The sequence below is a fragment of the Citrobacter sp. H12-3-2 genome (assembly GCF_009649895.1).
GTDB classification, from domain to species: domain Bacteria; phylum Pseudomonadota; class Gammaproteobacteria; order Enterobacterales; family Enterobacteriaceae; genus Citrobacter; species Citrobacter portucalensis.
On sequence record NZ_CP045837.1, the window covers coordinates 2,207,443 to 2,229,192 of the forward strand.

General features: G+C 52.4%; 21 protein-coding genes. 13 read left to right on the forward strand and 8 right to left on the reverse strand.

Annotated elements, in window-relative coordinates; genetic code table 11:
* Positions 1-409 precede the first annotated feature (409 nt).
* Together GHC22_RS10565 and GHC22_RS10570 are read left to right on the forward strand one after the other, a co-directional pair.
* The gene (locus GHC22_RS10565; RefSeq protein WP_008784983.1) at positions 410-1,795 is read left to right on the forward strand and encodes a diaminobutyrate--2-oxoglutarate transaminase; all 1,386 of its coding nucleotides are present in this window, start codon (positions 410-412) and stop codon (positions 1,793-1,795) included.
* A 15-nt stretch (positions 1,796-1,810) separates the two neighbouring features.
* On the forward strand, positions 1,811-3,274 hold the full coding sequence (locus tag GHC22_RS10570) for an aspartate aminotransferase family protein (RefSeq protein WP_079934770.1): 1,464 nt from the start codon (positions 1,811-1,813) through the stop codon (positions 3,272-3,274).
* A 97-nt stretch (positions 3,275-3,371) separates the two neighbouring features.
* On the opposite strand, the gene dauA is transcribed toward GHC22_RS10570, so the two are convergent.
* The 4 genes from dauA to lolB form a co-directional block, all read right to left on the reverse strand.
* Positions 3,372-5,027, reverse strand: coding sequence for a C4-dicarboxylic acid transporter DauA (gene dauA, locus GHC22_RS10575; RefSeq protein WP_255448298.1), 1,656 nt, complete (start codon positions 5,025-5,027; stop codon positions 3,372-3,374).
* Positions 5,028-5,178: 151 nt separating this feature from the next.
* Positions 5,179-6,126, reverse strand: a complete 948-nt coding sequence (prs, locus tag GHC22_RS10580) for a ribose-phosphate diphosphokinase (RefSeq protein ID WP_001518537.1) — start codon at positions 6,124-6,126, stop codon at positions 5,179-5,181.
* Positions 6,127-6,395: 269 nt separating this feature from the next.
* Entirely contained in the window at positions 6,396-7,247 is an 852-nt protein-coding gene (gene ispE / locus GHC22_RS10585) for a 4-(cytidine 5'-diphospho)-2-C-methyl-D-erythritol kinase (protein ID WP_032943712.1), read from the reverse strand.
* A complete protein-coding gene (gene lolB, locus GHC22_RS10590) occupies positions 7,244-7,867 on the reverse strand; it encodes a lipoprotein insertase outer membrane protein LolB (RefSeq protein ID WP_003833422.1) in 624 nt (207 codons plus the stop codon). The genes ispE and lolB overlap by 4 nt, the downstream gene beginning before the upstream one ends.
* A gap of 211 nt (positions 7,868-8,078) precedes the next feature.
* Between lolB and hemA the strand changes: the two genes are divergently transcribed.
* From hemA to kdsA, 6 genes are read left to right on the forward strand one after another with little or no spacing between them, the layout of a single operon-like run.
* Positions 8,079-9,335 (forward strand): glutamyl-tRNA reductase, encoded by a 1,257-nt coding sequence (gene hemA / locus GHC22_RS10595; RefSeq protein ID WP_003833420.1) that lies wholly within the window; start codon positions 8,079-8,081, stop codon positions 9,333-9,335.
* A gap of 41 nt (positions 9,336-9,376) precedes the next feature.
* Positions 9,377-10,459, forward strand: coding sequence for a peptide chain release factor 1 (gene prfA, locus GHC22_RS10600; protein WP_003020786.1), 1,083 nt, complete (start codon positions 9,377-9,379; stop codon positions 10,457-10,459).
* Positions 10,459-11,292, forward strand: a complete 834-nt coding sequence (gene prmC / locus GHC22_RS10605; protein ID WP_153752885.1) for a peptide chain release factor N(5)-glutamine methyltransferase — start codon at positions 10,459-10,461, stop codon at positions 11,290-11,292. Before prfA ends, prmC begins: the two co-directional genes overlap by 1 nt.
* Positions 11,289-11,681 (forward strand): invasion regulator SirB2, encoded by a 393-nt coding sequence (sirB2, locus tag GHC22_RS10610; protein WP_071446252.1) that lies wholly within the window; start codon positions 11,289-11,291, stop codon positions 11,679-11,681. The genes prmC and sirB2 overlap by 4 nt, the downstream gene beginning before the upstream one ends.
* 2 nt (positions 11,682-11,683) lie before the next feature.
* Positions 11,684-12,493, forward strand: a complete 810-nt coding sequence (gene sirB1, locus GHC22_RS10615; RefSeq protein ID WP_003020775.1) for an invasion regulator SirB1 — start codon at positions 11,684-11,686, stop codon at positions 12,491-12,493.
* Between the two features lie 35 nt (positions 12,494-12,528).
* Entirely contained in the window at positions 12,529-13,383 is an 855-nt protein-coding gene (gene kdsA / locus GHC22_RS10620; RefSeq protein WP_003020772.1) for a 3-deoxy-8-phosphooctulonate synthase, read from the forward strand.
* A gap of 67 nt (positions 13,384-13,450) precedes the next feature.
* Here the strand turns inward: kdsA and bdcA are convergent, their stop codons facing one another.
* Positions 13,451-14,164: an SDR family oxidoreductase gene (gene bdcA, locus GHC22_RS10625; RefSeq protein ID WP_048216243.1), complete on the reverse strand. Its 714-nt coding sequence runs from the start codon at positions 14,162-14,164 to the stop codon at positions 13,451-13,453.
* Positions 14,165-14,236: 72 nt separating this feature from the next.
* Between bdcA and GHC22_RS10630 the strand changes: the two genes are divergently transcribed.
* A complete protein-coding gene (locus GHC22_RS10630; RefSeq protein ID WP_153752887.1) occupies positions 14,237-14,827 on the forward strand; it encodes a TetR/AcrR family transcriptional regulator in 591 nt (196 codons plus the stop codon).
* 28 nt (positions 14,828-14,855) lie between these two features.
* A complete protein-coding gene (locus GHC22_RS10635; protein ID WP_153752889.1) occupies positions 14,856-16,547 on the forward strand; it encodes an amidohydrolase in 1,692 nt (563 codons plus the stop codon).
* Positions 16,548-16,601: 54 nt separating this feature from the next.
* Here GHC22_RS10635 and chaA read toward each other — a convergent pair whose 3' ends face one another.
* Positions 16,602-17,702, reverse strand: a complete 1,101-nt coding sequence (gene chaA, locus GHC22_RS10640) for a sodium-potassium/proton antiporter ChaA (protein ID WP_048216245.1) — start codon at positions 17,700-17,702, stop codon at positions 16,602-16,604.
* A 400-nt stretch (positions 17,703-18,102) separates the two neighbouring features.
* On the opposite strand from chaA, the gene chaB reads away from it, so the two are divergent.
* Positions 18,103-18,333: a putative cation transport regulator ChaB gene (chaB, locus tag GHC22_RS10645; protein ID WP_008784971.1), complete on the forward strand. Its 231-nt coding sequence runs from the start codon at positions 18,103-18,105 to the stop codon at positions 18,331-18,333.
* Positions 18,334-18,529: 196 nt separating this feature from the next.
* Positions 18,530-19,225, forward strand: coding sequence for a gamma-glutamylcyclotransferase (locus GHC22_RS10650; RefSeq protein WP_016156738.1), 696 nt, complete (start codon positions 18,530-18,532; stop codon positions 19,223-19,225).
* A 54-nt stretch (positions 19,226-19,279) separates the two neighbouring features.
* On the opposite strand, the gene GHC22_RS10655 is transcribed toward GHC22_RS10650, so the two are convergent.
* Together GHC22_RS10655 and GHC22_RS10660 are read right to left on the reverse strand one after the other, a co-directional pair.
* The gene (locus GHC22_RS10655; protein ID WP_153752891.1) at positions 19,280-19,525 is read right to left on the reverse strand and encodes a DUF1883 domain-containing protein; all 246 of its coding nucleotides are present in this window, start codon (positions 19,523-19,525) and stop codon (positions 19,280-19,282) included.
* Between the two features lie 261 nt (positions 19,526-19,786).
* On the reverse strand, positions 19,787-20,140 hold the full coding sequence (locus tag GHC22_RS10660) for a DsrE/DsrF/TusD sulfur relay family protein (RefSeq protein ID WP_153752893.1): 354 nt from the start codon (positions 20,138-20,140) through the stop codon (positions 19,787-19,789).
* A gap of 218 nt (positions 20,141-20,358) precedes the next feature.
* Here GHC22_RS10660 and GHC22_RS10665 point away from each other — a divergent pair, with 218 nt between their 5' ends.
* On the forward strand, positions 20,359-21,744 hold the full coding sequence (locus tag GHC22_RS10665; protein ID WP_137377198.1) for a YchO/YchP family invasin: 1,386 nt from the start codon (positions 20,359-20,361) through the stop codon (positions 21,742-21,744).
* The last annotated feature ends 6 nt before the right edge of the window (positions 21,745-21,750 follow it).

Sequence of the window (21,750 nt, forward strand, 5' to 3'; positions counted from 1 at the left end):
ATAAGCGCGCCATACTAAGTGATTTATATTTAGGGATCGACTTTTTTATTCGATTTATCGACAAATAAGTGAAAAATCATGCCATCACAAGATGTCGCGAGCATCATTAATGGTAAAAACGTGTAAAAAAATAATAAAAACACGAAAATCCCATGGTTTTTATTAGATTGTCTGCGTTGCAATTAGCTACAACATTGTTAATTAAATAGATATATTTCTTTAGGATTTAGTAGTGGTAAATAGTTGTTACGCTTTGAATTTAAAGGAAAAGGTTGTTATTTTTAATGCCGAAAAATAAATGATTGAGTCCTAAGCTAAAACAACATATATTAGCCGCGCTTTTTTACAGGTAATCCTTATAACCATTTATTCAATCAGGCGTTAATCTACACCTGGTTGTAGGAGTGATATGATGACGGATAAAGTCCGTATTGATACTTTAAGTGCTAATTCATTACCGCAGAGCAATGATACCTTTTTAGCAAGACAGGCTGAGTTTGAATCTAATGTCCGCAGCTATCCACGTAAACTGCCATTAGCGATCGCTAAAGCGCAGGGCGTCTGGATTACTGATGTAGAAAATAATCAATATCTTGATTGCCTGGCAGGTGCCGGAACCCTGGCGCTTGGTCATAACCATCCTGAAGTGCTGCAGAGCATTCAAAGTGTCATCACAAGCGGCTTACCGTTACATACGCTTGACCTTACCACGCCGTTAAAAGATGAATTCTCATCATATTTACTTTCTTTATTACCGGGTCAGGGCAAAGAATATTGCCTGCAGTTCACCGGTCCGTCCGGCGCTGATGCTGTTGAAGCGGCGCTGAAGCTGGCGAAGAAAGTCACCGGCCGTTCCAGCATCATCAGTTTCTCCGGTGGCTACCACGGGATGACCCACGGCGCGCTGTCCGTGACCGGCAACCTGTCGCCGAAAGAAGCGGTCAGCAACATGATGGCGGAAGTGCAGTTTATGCCGTATCCGCATCAATACCGTTGCCCGCTGGGTATCGGCGGCGACGCTGGCGTTAAAGCATTAACCTACTACTTCGAAAACCTGATCAACGACGTTGAAAGCGGCGTGCGTAAACCGGCTGCCGTGATCCTTGAAGCGGTGCAGGGTGAAGGTGGCGTGAATCCGGCTCCGGTCGAGTGGCTGCAACGCATTCGTAAAGTGACGCAGGAACATGGCATTCTGCTGATCATCGATGAAGTTCAGGCGGGCTTTGCACGTACCGGTAAACTGTTCGCCTTCGAACATGCCGGTATTGAGCCAGATATCATCGTGATGTCCAAAGCGGTTGGCGGCGGTCTGCCACTGGCGGTGCTGGGCATTAAAAAGCAGTTCGATGCGTGGGCTCCGGGCCACCACACTGGTACTTTCCGCGGCAACCAGTTGGCGATGGCGACCGGTCTGACAACGCTGAAGATCCTCAAAGATGACAAGATTGCCGATAAAGTTGCTGCCCAGGGCGAGTGGCTGAAAGGCAAACTGGCTGACCTGCAGAAACGCTACCCGGTTATCGGCCAGGTGCGCGGTCTGGGTCTGATGATCGGCCTGGAAATCGTGAAGCCGAACGAAGCGCAGGATCACATGGGCTGCTACCCGGCCGATGGCGAGCTGTCCGCGTTGCTGCAGAAAAAATGCTTCGAAAATGGGCTGATTCTGGAGCGTGGTGGCCGCAACGGATGCGTGCTGCGCCTGCTGCCGTCACTGCTGATCACCAACGCTGAGCTGGAAATCTTCCTCGATAAATTCGAAAACGCCCTGCTGGGCGCTGGCGTGAAGCCGGTTTAAACGGAGTTGGATCGAATGTCAGACGTAAACCCGATTCTGTCCGGCTCGGCGCAAAGCATTGCAGCTTATCAGGACGCTATCGAGCAGAGTACGCAAGCGGTCGTTGAATGGTTAAAGCAGCCTGAGATGTATCAGGGTAAAACCGTTGAGCAACTGCGTGAACGTATCAACCTGAATTTTACGTCTCAGGGCCTGGGCAACCAGGCCGCTATTGAGCGTGCGGTTGAATACTTTCTCAAAGACAGCTTGTTGGTTCACCATGCGCAGTGCGTGGCGCATCTGCACTGCCCGAGCCTGGTGATTAGCCAGGCGGCGGAAGTGCTGATCAACGCCACCAACCAGAGTATGGACTCCTGGGACCAGAGCCCGTCGGCCACCATCATTGAGATCAAGCTGATCGAGTGGTTGCGTGAGCAGGTTGGATACCCGGCAGGCGATGCGGGCGTATTCACCAGCGGCGGTACGCAGAGTAACCTGATGGGCCTGATGCTGGCGCGTGATGCTTTTTTCGCTCGCCAGGGGCACTCCATTCAGCAGGATGGTCTGACCGGTGATCTGAGTAAAATCAAAGTGTTCTGCTCTGAAAGCGCGCACTTCTCCGTGCAGAAGAACATGGCGCTGATGGGGCTGGGCTACCGTTCCGTCACCCAGGTGAAGACCGATGCGTTTTCACGTATGGATCTGGCTGACCTGAAAGACAAGCTGGCCCAGGCGAAAGCCAACGGTGAGCAGGTGATGGCAATCGTCGCCACTGCCGGTACTACCGATGCGGGCGCAATCGATCCGTTAGCGGATATTGCAGCGCTGGCTGCAGAACATCAGATCTGGATGCACGTGGATGCTGCATGGGGCGGGGCGTTACTGCTTTCTGAGAAGTACCGTGACTTCCTGAACGGCCTTGAACTGGCAGATTCCGTGACGCTGGATTTCCACAAGCAGTTCTTCCAGACCATCAGTTGCGGTGCGTTCCTGTTAAAAGATGCGCGCCACTACGAGCTGATGCGTTACCAGGCGGCGTACCTGAACTCTGATTTCGATGAAGAGGCTGGCGTACCAAACCTGGTATCGAAGTCGCTGCAGACCACGCGTCGTTTCGATGCGCTGAAGCTGTGGATGGGCCTCGAAGCGCTGGGCAAAAAGCAGTATGCCGAGATCATTGATAACGGTGTGACGCTGGCGCGTGATGTTGCTGAGTTTGTCAAAACCCAGCCGCATCTTGAACTGGTGATGGAGCCGCAGCTGGCAAGCGTGCTGTTCCGCTTCCGCCCGCAAAGTGACGACGTGGCATTTGTCGCGCTGCTGAACCAGCGTATTGGCGACGTTCTGCTGGCTTCTGGTAGCGCCAACGTCGGCGTGACCGAAGCAGATGGTGTCACCTGCCTGAAGCTAACGCTGCTCAATCCGACGGTATGTCTGGAGGATGTTAAAGTCCTACTGGCAAGCGTGAAGGCAACGGCTGAGCAACTGTTGAACGCGTAAGCAATAAGCTTGTTATAAAAATGGCTCCCAGGTAAGGGAGCCATTTTTTTGTCTGTCATTTGCAATCCGGCGGCGTTTAGCCTGGCCGGGCTACACGTTAGCGGATATCTGCTAGCGCAGCATCTTTATTCGGGAAGAACGTCAGGCGCCCGGCAATCGGCTGAATACCCGCGCGCGCCATGGTTCGTAGCGGCTGGAATTCCAGATTACTGATGCGTAATTCACAACCTTCCGGCAGACGTTTTACAAAGCGCTGGAAAGCGTCCAGACCACCGGCATCCAGTACCGGGACCGCGTCCCACTTCAAGACTACGATGCGTTTACCTTCAATACGCGACTCAAGATCGGTAAATAATCCTTCCCCCGCGGCAAAGAACAGCGGACCAATAACGCGCAGCACCAGCACATCGTCCGGTACGTCTACGTTGACCGGCGCCAGGCGAGTCATGCGCGCAATACGACGCATAAACAGCAGAGAGGCGAGAACGATACCGACGCTGATGGCAATAACCATGTCGAACAGTACCGTCAGCGACATACACATCAGCATGACAATGATGTCGTCTTTCGGTGCATGGCGCAGCAAATCCACGACTTTATGCGCTTCACTCATGTTCCATGCCACCATCAGTAGCAGGGCGGCCATGGCGGAAAGCGGTAACCAGGAAAGCAGCGGTGCAAGTACCAGCAGGGCAAGGATCACCAGAATCGCGTGGATAACCGCAGAGATTGGCGAGGTCGCCCCGGCGCGGACGTTTGCCGCAGAGCGGGCAATTGCCGCTGTGGCGGTGATACCGCCAAAGAACGGTGCCACGATGTTACCCAGCCCCTGGCCAATCAACTCGCTGTTAGCTTTATGCTTGGTGCCGGTCATCCCATCGAGTACGACGGCGCACAGCAGAGATTCAATTGCCCCCAGCATCGCCATCGAGAAGGCTGCCGGTAACAGCGCCTGTAACGAGCTCCAGCTCAGGGTAAAGTTTGATTCCGGCATATTCCACGGCAGGACCAGCTGCGGCAGCAACTGCGGGATACCATTACCCTGTGAGCCGTCAGCCAGAATGTAGTGGAACTGAGAACCAATAGTGGCGACATGGCCGCCGGTCAGGTTCACGATACCCATTACCGCACAGCCTGCCAGCAGTGCGGGAAGGTGACCCGGCAGTCGGATCCCCAGGCGCGGCCAGAAAATCAGGATCCCCAGCGTCACTACGCCAATGGCGGCATCGCCGAAATTGATGGTCGGCAAGGCCATAAACAGCGCGCCAACCTTCTGCAGATAGTGCTCCGGGACATGGGCCATCTGCAGGCCAAGAAAATCTTTAATCTGCATGGTACCGATGGTGATACCAATACCCGATGTAAAACCTAACGTTACCGACACGGGGATATATTCGATCAGGCGGCCAAAACGAGCGAGGCCGAAAAGGATCAGGAATATCCCGGACATGAGCGTGGCAACCAGCAGGCCTGCCAGCCCAAACTGTTGCGACACCGGATACAGAATCACCACGAAGGCGGCGGTTGGGCCAGATACGCTAAAGCGCGATCCCCCGGTAAGGGCGATAACAATCCCAGCGACGGCTGAGGTATACAGGCCGTACTGCGGCGCAACGCCACTGCCTATTGCCAGGGCCATTGCCAGCGGAATGGCGATGATCCCAACGGTTATCCCGGCGATCAGGTCACGGGTAAAGCGAGAGGCAGTATATTTTTCTTTCCAACAAGCGTCGATGAGGGCGCGGAAAGGCATCACATGTGAGGAAAATAATCTGTTCACAATAATGTTTCATCCATGAGCGCATCATCTGTCAACTAAATGGCAGGTGAAGGAGGCATAAGTCATACAAATAAGTATTGCAGATAAAAAAACCCGCCGCAGCGGGTTTTTGAGCCGGGCTCGATTAATGCTCGAACATAGCAGAGATGGATTCTTCGTTGCTGATACGACGAATCGCTTCGGCCAGCATACCCGACAGGGTCAATGTACGCACGTTTGGCAGCGCTTTGATTTCGTCAGTCAGTGGAATAGTGTCACAGACAACGACTTCATCAATCACTGAGTTGCGCAGGTTGTTTGCCGCATTACCTGAGAAGATCGGGTGAGTGGCGTACGCAAATACGCGTTTAGCACCACGTTCTTTCAGTGCTTCTGCTGCTTTGCACAGCGTACCGCCGGTATCGATCATGTCATCAACCAGAACACAGTCACGACCTGCAACGTCACCAATAATGTGCATCACCTGAGAAACGTTCGCACGCGGGCGACGTTTGTCGATGATAGCCATGTCGGTATCGTTCAGCAGTTTAGCGATAGCGCGGGCACGCACGACGCCACCGATATCCGGAGAAACCACAATCGGGTTGTCCAGGTTCAGCTGCAGCATGTCTTCTAACAGGATCGGGCTACCGAATACGTTATCAACCGGTACGTCAAAGAAGCCCTGGATCTGTTCAGCATGCAGGTCAACGGTGAGGACGCGGTCAACGCCAACGCTGGACAGGAAATCAGCGACGACTTTAGCGGTAATCGGTACACGAGCGGAACGTACGCGACGATCCTGACGTGCATAGCCGAAGTAAGGAATAACGGCGGTGATACGGCCTGCGGAAGCACGGCGCAGCGCATCAACCATAACGACCAATTCCATCAGGTTGTCGTTAGTAGGGGCACAAGTGGACTGGATGATGAAAATATCACCACCGCGTACATTTTCATTAATTTGTACGCTGACTTCGCCGTCGCTAAAGCGACCTACAGCGGCGTCGCCGAGTGAAGTGTACAGGCGGTTGGCAATACGTTGTGCTAGTTCCGGGGTGGCGTTACCAGCAAAAAGCTTCATATCAGGCACGAGAAGAACCTCAGGCATGCGTCCATTGGTGGAAAGAATCTGCCGAAAACTGTGCGGGCCAGGCAGTATCCTCTCCATGCGGTGTATTAAAGAGCGCGATGCAACGTCTGGAACAGGGTGACGTTGTCACCGCAACTCAGCTTGCCCGGCTTACTCTTTATCTTTCGCGTTTCATTTGCGCTGGCATCAATTCCTCACACCAGTTACATACTGAAGTTGTATGCACCTGGCGATTCGTCATTTCGCCATCTTCCTGAAATCCGAAGGATTTAGAGTAACGCTCTGTGCAATGGGGAGAGGTTGACGCCTTTCGCCACAAAGCCTTTGAGCCATTCCGGGGCTTGCTCAAGCACCTGGCGAGCACGAGACTCAGTGTCAAATTCAGCAAAGACACAAGCCCCTGTACCAGTCAGGCGCGACGGCGCGTATTCTAACAGCCAGGAAAGCGCCGCATCAACCTCGCGAAAACGTTTTCTTGCGATAACCTCGCAATCATTGCCGAATTCACATTTTAGTAACGTTTTTATTGACCTTTTTGGCGTGTTGCGCGGGAGGTCGGGATCGTTAAAAATCACCGGTGTCGGAATACTGACTCCCGGATGAGCAACCAGATACCACTTTTCCTCAGGCTCGACCGGCGTCAGAATTTCGCCAACGCCTTCGGCAAAGGCCGCATGGCCGCGCACGAATACGGGAACATCCGCCCCCAGCGTTAAGCCGAGTGCCGCCAGTTCATCAACCGAAAGTCCGCACTGCCAGAGATGGTTCAACGCCACCAGAACGGTTGCCGCATTAGACGAACCTCCGCCAAGACCGCCGCCCATCGGCAGGCGTTTGTCGATACTGATGTCCGCACCGCTCCCTTTGGGAAGGCGATTGCTTTCAGATGCCGCTTTCATCAGCAAACGTGCCGCACGGACGATCAGATTGTCTTCATGCGCAACGCCTTCCACTGGGGTTAACAGGTGAATTTCGCCGTCGCTACGCGGTGCAATATCTATCGTGTCGCCATAATCAAGAAACTGAAATAAGGTCTGCAGCGTGTGGTAACCGTCCGCACGCTGTCCGGTGATGTATAAAAACAAATTCAGTTTTGCCGGAGAGGGCCAATGGGTCATCATTTCACAATCCAGTTATCCATTTTCAGCTTAATACGCTGGGAGCCGTCGGACAGCTCCATGTTTGCTGGCATCGCTGGCTGGGTTTTGCTGTCGTAGGCGCTATAGACCACTTTCCAGTTTTTACCGTCTTTGCTGTAGTTCACTTCACTCAGACGATATTGGTCGTCGAGCTTATAATCGGTGGCGTCACCTGGCAGTCCAAGGATCCACTGGCGCAGGCTGTTTAATGGGATAGGCATGCCGGTCAGTTTGCCGATCATCTCTTCAGCGTCGTCGGCGGTGTAATGTTTGCCTTTGTTATCGACCAGTTCGACGTTGCCAGGCTGCGCATTAAGTTCCAGTTCAGTGCTGCCCAGTGGGTTGGTCAGCAGGAGACGATAGCGGTCCTGACCGGTTTGCTGCCAGAAAAAGCGGGCATACACTTTCTGTTGATCGGAAATATAGGCAAACGCACCACGCGTCTGATACTGGTTCAGGGCGCGAACTTCCTGTTGGTGCTGGCGCCACTGCGGAGAATCGGGGCTTTTACCGGGACCTTTAGGCGCGTTGAGCGTACAGGCAGTAAGAACCAGGGCCGCCAGCGGCAGCAGGCGAATCAGGCGAAAATCAGGCAGGGTCATAATGATGACAAATCCTTGAGATACGTTGCAGTTATAACTCTTAATGCTAGCGCCGCCATCAGACATCGTCTACGTTCAAGTTATCTTAAATCGCTTAAATTTGTGCACTAAGCTATTACTCCAAAAGGGGTCAGTCTCTTTTATTGACCGCACGCATCCTGTATGATGCACCCAGTCTAACCTTATCAACGCTGGTACTATTCCCGCACACATGACCCTTTTAGCGCTTGGTATTAACCATAAAACGGCACCTGTATCGCTGCGAGAACGCGTAACGTTTTCGCCGGATACGCTCGATCAGGCGCTGGACAGCCTGCTCGCGCAACCAATGGTGCAGGGCGGGGTAGTGCTGTCGACGTGTAACCGCACGGAGCTGTATCTCAGCGTTGAAGAGCAGGATAACCTGCAAGAAGCGCTGGTTCGCTGGCTGTGTGAATACCATAACCTCAATGAAGAAGATCTGCGCAACAGCTTGTACTGGCACCAGGACAACGACGCGGTCAGTCATTTGATGCGTGTTGCCAGCGGTCTGGATTCACTGGTGCTCGGTGAACCGCAAATTCTGGGGCAGGTGAAAAAAGCGTTTGCGGATTCGCAAAAAGGTCACCTGAACGCCAGTGCGTTGGAACGCATGTTCCAGAAATCATTCTCTGTCGCAAAACGTGTACGTACAGAAACTGACATCGGCGCCAGCGCCGTGTCGGTGGCGTTTGCCGCCTGTACCCTGGCGCGGCAGATATTTGAATCGCTCTCCACGGTAACCGTGCTGTTAGTCGGTGCGGGCGAAACCATTGAGCTGGTAGCGCGACATCTGCGCGAGCACAAAGTGAAGAAGATGATCATCGCCAACCGCACTCGCGAGCGTGCGCAGGTACTGGCGGATGAAGTCGGCGCCGAGGTGATTTCACTGAGTGATATAGACGCGCGTTTACAGGATGCCGATATCATTATCAGTTCTACCGCCAGTCCGCTGCCGATTATCGGCAAAGGAATGGTGGAACGTGCGCTTAAAAACCGCCGCAATCAGCCTATGTTGTTGGTGGATATCGCCGTACCGCGCGATGTCGAGCCGGAAGTGGGTAAATTGTCTAACGCCTATCTGTATAGCGTTGATGACCTGCAAAGCATCATTTCGCATAACCTGGCCCAGCGCAAAGCGGCGGCGGTGGAAGCCGAAACGATAGTGGAGCAGGAAGCCAGCGAGTTTATGGCCTGGCTACGCGCCCAAGGCGCAAGCGACACTATCCGCGAGTATCGCAGTCAGTCAGAACAGATCCGTGATGAACTGACCGCCAAAGCGTTGGCCGCTCTTCAACAGGGCGGTGATGCGCAAGCCATTATGCAGGATCTGGCCTGGAAACTGACCAATCGCCTGATTCATGCACCAACCAAATCACTTCAACAGGCCGCCCGTGACGGGGATAGTGAACGCCTGAATATTCTGCGCGACAGCCTCGGGCTGGAGTAGCAGCACACCAATCTTATTTTTTACAGGGTGCATTTACGCCTATGAAGCCTTCTATCGTTGCCAAACTGGAAGCCCTGCATGAACGCCATGAAGAAGTTCAGGCGCTGCTCGGTGATGCGGGTACTATCGCAGACCAGGATCGCTTTCGTGCGCTGTCGCGCGAATATGCGCAATTAAGCGATGTATCTCGCTGTTTTACGGACTGGCAACAGGTTCAGGAAGATATCGAGACGGCTCAGATGATGCTCGACGATCCTGAAATGCGTGAAATGGCGCAGGATGAACTGCGCGAAGCAAAAGAGAAATGTGAGCAGCTGGAACAGCATCTGCAGGTCCTGCTATTACCTAAAGATCCCGATGACGAACGTAACGCCTTCCTCGAAGTGCGCGCGGGGACTGGTGGTGATGAAGCGGCGCTGTTTGCCGGCGATCTGTTCCGCATGTACAGCCGTTACGCTGAATCGCGTCGCTGGCGGGTTGAGATCATGAGCGCCAGTGAAGGCGAACATGGCGGGTTTAAAGAAGTCATTGCCAAGATTAGCGGCGAAGGCGTTTACGGGCGACTGAAGTTTGAGTCTGGCGGCCATCGCGTGCAGCGCGTACCTGCGACGGAATCACAGGGGCGTATTCATACCTCTGCCTGTACGGTCGCGGTTATGCCGGAACTGCCGGATGCCGAACTGCCGGACATCAACCCGGCCGATCTGCGTATTGACACCTTCCGTTCATCAGGCGCGGGCGGTCAGCACGTTAACACCACCGACTCCGCAATCCGTATTACCCACTTACCGACCGGTATCGTAGTGGAATGCCAGGACGAACGTTCACAGCATAAAAACAAAGCTAAAGCGATGTCGGTGCTGGGGGCGCGAATTCGTGCCGCAGAAGTGGCAAGACGTCAACAGGCGGAAGCCTCTGAACGCCGCAACCTGTTGGGCAGTGGCGATCGCAGCGATCGTAACCGTACCTATAACTTCCCGCAGGGTCGTGTGACCGATCACCGCATTAACCTGACGCTCTACCGTCTGGATGAAGCGATGGAAGGCAAACTGGATATGCTCATTGAGCCGATTGTCCAGGAATACCAGGCCGATCAACTGGCGGCATTGTCCGAGCAGGATTAATGGATTATCAGCACTGGCTGCGTGAAGCGATAAGCCAATTACAGGCAAGCGAAAGCCCGCGCCGTGACGCCGAGATTTTACTCGAGTTCGTTACTGGCAAAGGGCGCACCTTTATTCTGGCTTTCGGCGAAACGGAGTTAACCGAGGCGCAGCGTCAACAGCTTGATACGCTACTGGAGCGGCGTCAGCGGGGAGAGCCGGTGGCGCACTTAACCGGCGTGCGTGAGTTCTGGTCGTTGCCGCTGCTTGTGTCTCCAGCCACGCTTATTCCGCGTCCGGATACCGAGTGTCTGGTGGAGCAGGCGCTGGCTCGCCTGCCGGCCTCAGCGTGTCGTATTCTCGATTTGGGAACCGGCACGGGTGCCATTGCGCTGGCGCTGGCAACCGAGCGTCCGGATTGTGCAGTGACAGCTGTAGACCGCATGCCTGATGCCGTGGCACTGGCCATTCGCAACAAGCAGCAACTGGGCATCGACAATGTTTGTGTGCTGCAAAGTAACTGGTTCAGCGCATTGCAGGGACAGCAGTTTGACATGATTGTCAGCAATCCGCCGTATATCGACGAACAGGATCCGCACCTGGCGCAAGGCGACGTTCGCTTTGAACCGCTGTCGGCGCTGGTGGCGGGCGCTCAGGGGCTGGCGGATATCGTGCATATCATCGACCAGTCTCAGCGCATGTTAACGCCCGGCGGCTATCTGTTGCTGGAACATGGTTGGCAGCAGGGCGAGGCCGTCCGTGATGCCTTTACTCGTGCGGGTTACGTGGCAGTTGAAACCTGTCGTGACTATGGCGGCAACGAGCGAATTACGCTTGGACGCATCCCATCATGAGTACCTTCGGTGTGTTACTCAACGTCCATCTCATCAGCATTGCGCTTTCGGTTGGTTTGCTGATCCTGCGATTTTGGTGGCGTTACACCGACTCGCGCCTTGCCTGCGCGCGCTGGACGCGCATCGTGCCGCCGGTTGTCGATACCGTTTTATTACTCAGCGGCGTAGCGTTAATGGTTAAAGCGCACATCCTGCCATTCACTGAGCACGGGACATGGCTGACTGAAAAGCTGTTTGGGGTTATCATTTACATCGTTTTGGGTTTTATTGCGCTCGATTATCGTCGGGCGCGCAGTCAGCAGGCGCGATTAATCGCTTTTCCGCTGGCGCTGGTGGTGCTGTACATCATCATTAAACTCGCCACCACAAAAATACCGTTACTGGGGTAAGCATGAGGTCGTTAGCTGATTTCGAATTTAATAAAGCGCCATTGTGTGATGGGATGATCCTGGCGTCGGAGTCTATCCGTCTGGATTTTCCAACACAAACTGTCTATGACGAACTGGAACGTCTGGTCAGTCTGGCGCAAGAAGAAATTAGCCAGCTCCTGTCTCAGGATGAGCAACTGGAAAAACTGCTGGCACTTTTTTACGGCGAATGGGGGTTTACGGATACCCACGGCGTCTATCGTCTTTCTGATGCACTATGGCTTGATCAGGTACTGAAAAATCGTCAGGGCAGCGCCGTATCCCTGGGTGCGATCTTATTGTGGATTGCCAACCGACTGGAGCTGCCACTGGTGCCGGTGATTTTCCCGACACAACTCATCCTGCGTATTGAATCGCTCGATGGCGAAATGTGGCTAATCAATCCGTTCAATGGCGAAACGTTAAATGAGCACACGCTGGAAGTGTGGCTGAAGGGGAATATCAGCCCGGTCGCGGAGCTGTTTAACGAAGACCTGGATGAGGCGGATAATGCAGAAGTAATTCGTAAACTGCTCGACACGTTGAAATCATCGCTGATGGAAGAGCGGCAAATGGAGCTGGCGCTGCGTGCCAGCGAAGCATTATTACAGTTTAATCCTGAAGATCCGTATGAAATACGCGATCGTGGATTAATTTACGCGCAACTGGAGTGTGAACATGTTGCGCTGACCGATTTAAGTTATTTCGTTGAACAGTGTCCGGAAGACCCGATCAGCGAAATGATTCGTGCGCAGATTAATACTATTTCGCACAAGCAAATTGTATTGCATTGATTAATGACACTTTACCTACCGTTTAAGGCGATCCTATGAAACAAAAAGTGGTTAGCATTGGCGACATCAACGTGGCAAATGACCTGCCGTTCGTGCTGTTTGGCGGAATGAACGTGCTGGAATCCCGCGATCTGGCGATGCGCATTTGTGAGCACTACGTAACCGTTACTCAAAAGCTGGGTATCCCTTACGTGTTCAAAGCCTCCTTTGATAAAGCCAACCGTTCTTCCATCCACTCTTACCGTGGACCGGGCCTTGAAGAAGGGATGAAAATCTTCCAGGAACTGAAGCAGACTTTTGGCGTAAAAGTGATCACCGACGTTCACGAAGCCAGCCAGGCTCAGCCTGTTGCTGACGTGGTGGATGTGATTCAGCTGCCGGCCTTCCTCGCTCGTCAGACCGATCTGGTGGAAGCGATGGCGAAAACCGGTGCCGTTATCAACGTGAAAAAACCGCAGTTCGTAAGCCCGGGCCAGATGGGCAATATCGTGGACAAATTCCATGAAGGCGGCAACGACAAAGTAATTCTGTGCGACCGTGGCGCGAACTTTGGTTATGACAACCTGGTTGTGGATATGCTGGGCTTCAGCGTGATGAAGAAAGTTTCTGGCAACTCGCCGGTGATTTTTGACGTTACCCATGCGCTGCAATGCCGTGACCCGTTTGGCGCAGCAAGCGGCGGTCGTCGTGCGCAGGTTACCGAACTGGCGCGCGCAGGTATGGCGGTAGGTCTGGCCGGTCTGTTTATTGAAGCGCATCCGGATCCAGCTAATGCGAAATGCGATGGTCCATCCGCGCTGCCGCTGGCGAAACTGGAACAGTTCCTGACTCAGATTAAAGCGATTGATGACCTGGTTAAAAGCTTCGACGAGCTGGATACCGAGAACTAAGAAAGTATTGCAGTCCGGAGAGATATCTCTTCGGACTGCTGTTTGAGAAAAGTGTTAAGGGTGGCCGTCAGGCGCCAAACGCACCGTCAATTGTATGCATTGCCCCCGTCACAAACCCAGCCTCAGGGCCTGCAAGCCAGGCAACCATTCCCGCAACTTCCTCTGGACGGCCATGTCGTTTTAGCGCCATAAAACTGTGCATCACCTCTTTCAGTGGGCCATCTTCCGGGTTGGCATCGGTATCAATAGGACCCGGTTGAACCACGTTTACCGTAATGCCCCGCGGTCCAAAATCACGTGCCAGCCCCCGGGCCAGCCCTTGCAGCGCTGATTTGCTCACCGCATAAGAAGCCAGGCCAGCAAGAGGCATACGGTCGCCATTCACAGAACCAATAATGATAATGCGTCCGCCGTCAGGCATCTGTCGTGCCGCTTCCACGGCCGCATAGTATGGAGAGTGAATGTTAATCCGGAACAGGCGCTCCACGTCATCCGGATCCTGCTCCAGCGCATCACCAAACAGAATAATGCCCGCATTAACTACCAGTACGTCCAGCGGGCCGCTTTCGCGTACCCGGTTGATGACGGCGTTACGGTCGGCGCTATCGGTTTGCGCTGTCTGGGTACCCGTCTCATCAGCAAGCGCTTTGGCAGCGTCAGGGGAGCCTGAATAGGTAAAGGTAACCGATGCGCCATCCGCGGCAAAACGGCGCACGATAGCCGCGCCAATCCCACGACTGCCGCCAAGAACCAGAACTGACTTGCCGTTAAAAGAAGACATGAGGTGCTCCTTGAACAATTATGTAGTGATCGATATATAATAGGTGCACTGTTTTCTGTCAATGGATTTGTAATGAGCACTACAAAATGCACTCGTGCACCTGGACGCCCACGTAATTTTGATCCAGAAATGGCCGTTGCCAAAGTACAACCTTTGTTTCACGCACATGGCTATGACGCGGTTAGCGTGGCGGATGTCACCGCGGCGTTGTCGATCAAGCCCCCCAGTTTCTATGCTGCTTTTGGGAACAAAATCGGTCTTTATAAACGAGTTCTTGACCGCTACGTACAAACCGAGGCGATCCCTTTTGATGACATTCTTCGCCCCGACAAACCCGTTTCTGCATGTCTTACCGATCTGCTTGAGGAGGCGGCGCGACGTTATGCCGCAGATCCGCATGCGCCGGGATGTTTGGTCCTGGAGGGCACGCACAGTAACGATCCGCAGGCGCGGAAGGTCGCGCGGAATTTCTACTCGGCTGCCGAACAAAAAATTCACGACTTTATCGCACAGCGGCATCCTAAAGAGGCTGACAGCCTGACTGATTACGTCAGTACCACAATGCTTGGCCTGTCGGGAAAAGCGCGTTGCGGGCATTCGTTCGAACGTCTGCTAGCCAGCGCGCGAATCGCCAGCGTAGCGGTGCGGCATCAGCTTTCCTGATTTTCATCACGTGAAAAGGTAGATAAATATGATGGGTAAACTGGGACTTCGCTTTAATACTCCCCCTCCGGCTATTCGCAAAGCAACGTTGGCCGCAATTCTGATCGGAACTTCATTTCTGGCGCATTCTCAGGACAAGGCCGATGTTATTTTGTATAACGGCAAGCTGATTACCATGGATGAACAACAACCCAACGCGCAGGCGCTGGCGGTAAAAGGGCGGCATATTATTGCGGTGGGTAATAATGAAACGGTGAAAAAATGGTCCGGACCGAACACGAAGGAAATCAATCTTACGGGGCAAACCGTTATTCCGGGATTAATTGATGCGCATCTGCATGGCATTCGGGGTGGGAGGACGTTTTTATTTGAAACCTACTGGTTTGATACTAAAAATTTACCCGATGCGTTAAATAAATTGTCGCAATCTGCGGCACAGAAAAATACTGCGCAATGGGTGGCGGTGGCTGGCTCATGGATGCCTGAACAATTTGCTGAAAAACGGGATCCGACGGTTCAGGAACTGAATCAGGCGGTGCCTCAGCATCCTGCGTATATACAAAGCCTTTATGACTATGCCCTGTTAAATCAAAAGGCTATCGAGACCCTAAAACTTAATAGTCCACAGCCGGATGTTCCGGCAGGGATCGTGATAGAACGCGATGACAAAGGGCTGGCAACGGGGAAATTGCGCGGGACCATTGGCAGTTTTAACCAGCTTTTCGCCCAGATTAGCCAGACTTCCGATGTTGAAAAGAACCTTAACGCCTTTGTTCGTTATTTAAATAAACGCGGCGTGGTCGGGTTTATCGATCCTTCTGCCGGGCATGAGCAAGCTTATCGTGATTTCTTTAAACTTCAGCAGCAGCAACCTCTCAGGATACGTGTTGGATATCGTTTATCCGCACCGCCTGGTAATGAAACGGAATGGTTTAAACAACGTCTGGCATTTCGCCCGGCAATACACGATGACGGCAGAATAGCCTTTCTGGGCTTCGGTGAAAGCCTGGTGATGGCAATGAATGACGGCGTACGGATGTCATCTGGATTTAAGTCTTCTGCACAATCCCAACAAGAACAATTTAAGGTGCTCCAGCTTGCCGCCCAGGAAGGGGTCGCCGTAGAAATACATGCCTATACCGATGACAGTGCGGATGCGATTTTAGATCTCATTAGCGAGGTGGCTAAATCGTATGACATTGCTCCGTTACGCTGGTCTATTGCGCATCTCAATACCGGTACGCCAGAAACAATTACCCGCATGAAGAAACTCGGCTTGGCCTATTCTGTCCAGATGGGGCCATATTTTGAATCTCCCGCCATTGAGCGCGCGAATGGTAAAACGGTGGCGGCGCTATCATCACCAGTTCAACCCGCGTTAGAGCAGGGGGTAATCGTTGCTGGCGGTACAGATGCGACGCGGATTGGCGTTGCGGGAGTGTGGCATGCCATTGAGTATCATGTCACAGGTAAAGCACTCGACGGCTCAGTACGCCATGACACCCGCCAGTTAAGTCGGGAAGATGCGTTAAAAATGTATACCCGAAATGCCGCCTGGCTGGCTTTTGCAGAACAGCAGAGGGGTAGTTTGCGGGAAGGTAAGCTCGCCGATTTTGCGGTGCTTAATCAGGATATTATGGCTATTCCGGCAGACAAATTGCACCAAACGGAGTCGTTATTAACGTTTGTCGATGGTCAACAGGTTTATCCGGAGCTGTGAGCGGTAAAAGAAAACGGCCCTGAGAAGGGCCGCGGGTTCTATCAGAAAGACTAATCAGGCAAATATCGTCATCAGATAGGCGATAAACAGCGCCAGATGCGCCGCACCGTTAAGCACGTTGGTGCGTCCGGTGGAGAAAGAGATGTGGCACAGTACCAGTGATGAAACCATCACAATCATCTCTGGCGCGCCCAGCGCAAAGACCAAATCATTCCCGGTTGCCCATGCGATCAGAGTCACTACCGGAACGGTCAGTGAAATGGTGGCTAACACCGAACCGAAGAATAAATTCATCGCCCGTTGTACCTGGTTGCTCAGAACCGCTTTCAGCGCACCCAGCCCTTCAGGAGAGAGGATCAGTAACGCTACCAGGAAACCGGTAAAGGCGACCGGCGCATTCAGTTCAGTCAGCAATGTCTCCAGCGGGCTGGCGTTCATCTTGGTCACAGCAATAACGGCGATCAGATGAATGATAAGCCAGGCAGCGTGCCATAAATTGCTATGTGCTGACGGTTTACCGTGATGCGGGTCGTCGTCGTCACCCTCGTCTTCATGCTCGTAAATGAACAGGCTCTGATGCGTTTTAGTTTGGATCAGCAAAAATACACCGTACATTGCCGCAGAAATTAACGCCACCAACAGCGCTTGTGCGGTAGTGAAATTCGCACCCGGTAAAGCCATCGGGAACACCAGTACAATAATGGCCAGTGGGAACAGAGCAATTAAATACTGCTTAATACCAAACAGATTCATATACTGAGTGGCAAATTTACGGCCACCTAACAGTAATGAAAAACCGACCAGGCCGCCGGTTACGATCATAATGATTGAATATAGCGTATCGCGCATGAGCGTAGGCGCTGCATCGCCGGTCGCCATTAATGCGGAGATTAAGCTGACTTCAAGAATAACAACGGACAGGCTGAGGATCAGCGACCCGTAGGGTTCGCCAAGTCGATGTGCTAATACATCCGCATGACGGACAACACTGAATGCACTGCTTAATATACCAATAAGGGCCAGCGCATTAATGCCGATGACCACTGGTAGTGACTGACTGCTCCCCCATAAGAACAGTACTACCAGTGCCAAAATCGGGAAGACGAGAGAGGTCTCCTTGTGGCGGGTTTTTACCGCCTCATGTACGTGTGTCATTGAATTAATTCTCCGTCTCTGCAGGTATTTATACCCGTCATACTTCAAGTTGCTTATGCGTTGGCTACGCTCGCTCACCCCCGTCACATAGTTATCTATGCTCCTGGGGATTCACTCCCTTGCCGCCTTTAAGCAACTCGAATTATTTAGGGTATATAATTATAAAAAGTATTAAAGAATGTAAAAAATAACAGAAAACCTGGTTTTGTAGGTGACATTTTACGAAATTTTACTACATCGCTTATTTTTCCTCTCAAAGCGGTCAAAAACAAAGTTCTAGTTTATAGACTGTTTAATTAACAGAAGGTTAGATGAAGAAATTTTCTATAAATGTCCATTATTGGCGCATCTCCGCATTGTTAACCACACTTAAGGTTTAGCCTAAAAAGAGGAGTTCACAATGCCATATAAATCCAAAAGCGATCTGCCTGAAAGCGTGCAGCATGTTCTGCCAGCCCATGCTCAGGACATCTACAAAGAAGCTTTCAACAGCGCCTGGGAACAATATAAAGATAAATCTGACCGTCGTGATGATGCTACCCGTGAAGAGACAGCACACAAGGTGGCGTGGGCCGCGGTCAAAAATGATTATCAAAAAGGTGATGATGATAAATGGCATAAAAAGGCGTAACAGTATCAATTATAATGCCTTTATGAACTAGCTTGCATCAGGCGTTAGCGAATCGTGCTACGCCGCGCCGTTGCTGGCTTGCAAGCGAGCGGTGAATTGCCTATTGTCCAGCTATTGGTTTCAAAATGAGCAGTAAAAAAGCCCGGAAGGCGTCAAAAAAGTTGTCGCAGGGAAGCAGCAGTGGCGGAGGTGTAAGGTGTTAACGCGTGATTTTTTATTGAATGCCGACTGTAAGACGGCATTTGGTGCTATTGAAGAATCACTACTCTGGTCAGCGGAACAACGTGCAGCCTCACTTGCTGCCACGCTTGCATGCCGACCAGATGATGGACCGGTGTGGATCTTCGGTTATGGATCATTGATGTGGAACCCGGCCTTAGAATTTGAAGAGTCCTGTACCGGGACGTTAGTCGGCTGGCACCGTGCCTTTTGCCTGCGTCTGACGGCGGGGCGAGGAACGGCGTGTCAGCCAGGACGTATGCTGGCCCTGAAAGAGGGCGGACGCACCACCGGTGTGGCCTACCGTTTGCCGGACGCGTCCCTGGAACAAGAGCTTTCACTGCTGTGGAAGCGAGAAATGATCACCGGCTGTTATCTGCCGACCTGGTGTCAGTTGGCGCTTGATGACGGCAGGACGGTGAACGCACTGGTCTTTATTATGGATCCGCGTCATCCGCTGTTTGAGTCAGACACGCGCGCGCAGGTTATTGCGCCGCTTATCGCCGCGGCGAGCGGACCTTTAGGCACCAACGCCCAGTATCTGTTCTCACTGGAACAGGAGCTGGTCAAGTTGGGGATGCAGGATGATTGTCTTAACGATCTGGTGATCACGGTCAAACGATTGTTGGGAGAGAATCTGCCGGAAGGTGTTATGCGTCCAGGATTTGCCTAATATCGCCCGATGTTGTATGCCCGATAAGCCAGGTGCTTATCGGGCGTTTAACGCTTAGGCTGCAATAAAACTTATCGAATGCTCAAGCGACTGGCTATGGCTGTCGATCAGCACATTCCAGACGCCGGTATACGGTACGGTTAACCATGCGTTATCACGATCCTGCACGCTTAAGATGTCGGACTGCGTGTCTTTAACGTGATTTTTCTCGCTCATCAGGTGGATGTGGCAGCGCTCAGAACAGCGCACTACCAGCGTATCACCACCAAATAACTTTAAACTCGCCTTCACTAATGCCATTTTTCACCCCGTTCTTGAAAACAACGTACTTTCTGTCGAAAGTGCTGCGTGATGTTGTTCACATTTCACTCACTGCATAACACCAAAGGGGGAGCAACAGGATGCTGATTTTGATCAAAAAATGGCATAACGATTAAACAAAAGTGACAAAATACCTCAAAAGGGTTGAAAGGGCGTGCTAACGTTCAACGAAACCGCGCCCATCTACGATTAAATTCGGAAATTATCGACACTTTCAGTGAGCTTGCCTGAAGCGGTGTATCAGAAGGTTAATACTTTATCTGCAGCCAGCGTCCATTCAGCCAGTTCTACCAGCGTGCCGACGGCTACTCCGTCAATTAACGGAAGCGTCGTGATCCCACGGCCATCGGTGCAGGTTTTGCACAGTTTGACCGGCACATTTTGCGCCGTCAGGATCTCCAGCATTTGCTGAATATTGTATCCTTCCGCAGGTTTTTGACCGCTAAGTCCCGCCGTTACCGCGTCCGACATTAAAAACAGACGCAGGTCGAGACTGGCTTCCTGTTCACGCAGAGCGATAGCCAGACGCAGGCTATTAAATAACGATTCGCTTCCATAGGCTGCACCGTTCGCGACGATCACTATCTTTTGCATTATTACTCCTGTTGTCAGATGGAAGGGATAATTCCTGGCGTGTATGTTACTCCCTGTTCCTGATGTGGGAAAGAAAGCATGGTTGCAGGAGTGGGTACCTCTAATTATCCATGTCAGAAAATCCCGAAAACGGGGATAAAGGCTGCAATTAACAGCTGAAGACGTTATGGTTTAGGTTAAGTGTGTCTAATTAATTGATGTAAGAAACAACTGACGATTTGAGCCGTAATATTTATTTTTCTCTCGCTGTATTCTCACTCTTGCCATTGGCAGGCGGTATTGCCAACGCACGGACATCTTTTATTCACCAGGCTGAAAACCCTTTCGATAACAATAGTGATGGCTTACCCGATCTCGGTATGGCGCCGGAGTCGCGGGCAGGCGAAAAGCACTTTGCTGAAATGGTCAAAGCGTTTGGTGAAGCCAGCATGACCGATAACGGGCTTGATACGGGTGAACAGGCGAAGCAGTTCGCGTTTGGTCAGGTGCGTGACACGGTCAGCGAACAGGTTAATCAGCAACTGGAATCCTGGCTCTCTCCCTGGGGAAACGCCAGCGTTGGATTGCAGGTGGATAACGAAGGCAGCTTTACCGGAAGTCGGGGAAGTTGGTTTATCCCATGGCAGGACAATCAACGATATTTAACCTGGAGCCAGTTGGGGCTGACGCAACAGGACGAAGGTTTAGTCAGCAATGCGGGGATTGGGCAGCGCTGGGTACGCGACGGCTGGTTTCTGGGTTATAACACCTTTTATGACAACCTGTTGGATGAAAATCTGCCCCGGGGAGGCCTTGGCGCCGAGGCGTGGGGCGAATACTTGCGCTTATCCGCTAACTATTACCAACCGTTGTCCTCCTGGCAGGAGCGTTCCGCAACCCAGGAACAACGGATGGCCCGCGGCTACGACCTGACTGCGCAAATGCGCATGCCGTTCTATCAACACCTCAATACCAGCGTCAGCGTGGAACAGTATTTTGGCGACCGGGTGGATTTGTTTCATTCCGGAACCGGGTACCACAATCCTGTGGCGGTGAATCTGGGATTGAGCTATACGCCGGTGCCGTTGATTACCGTGACGGCACAACATAAGCAGGGCGAAAGCGGAGTCAGCCAGAATAACCTTGGCTTAACGCTGAATTACCGCTTTGGCGTGCCGCTAAAAAAACAACTGATGGTCAGCGAGGTGGCAAACAGCCGATCGCTGCGCGGCAGTCGTTATGACGATCCGCAGCGTAACAATCTGCCGACGCTGGAATATCGCCAGCGTAAAACATTGTCGGTATTTTTGGCCACGCCGCCCTGGGATCTCAAGTCTGGTGAGACGGTGGCGCTGAAGCTGCAGGTGCGTAGTTTGCATGGGATCCGCCATTTGACCTGGCAGGGTGATACCCAGGCGTTGAGTTTAACGGCGGGTAGCGATAACCGAAGCGCGCAAGGCTGGACGATTATTATGCCGAAGTGGGACAGCAGCGAAGGCGCGACAAACCGCTGGCGGTTGTCTGTTGTGGTAGAAGATGAGCAGGGTCAGCGTGTCTCTTCCAATGAGATCACGCTATCACTGACCGAACCGTTTATTACCGTTTCGGAAAATGATCCTCGTTAGCAATGA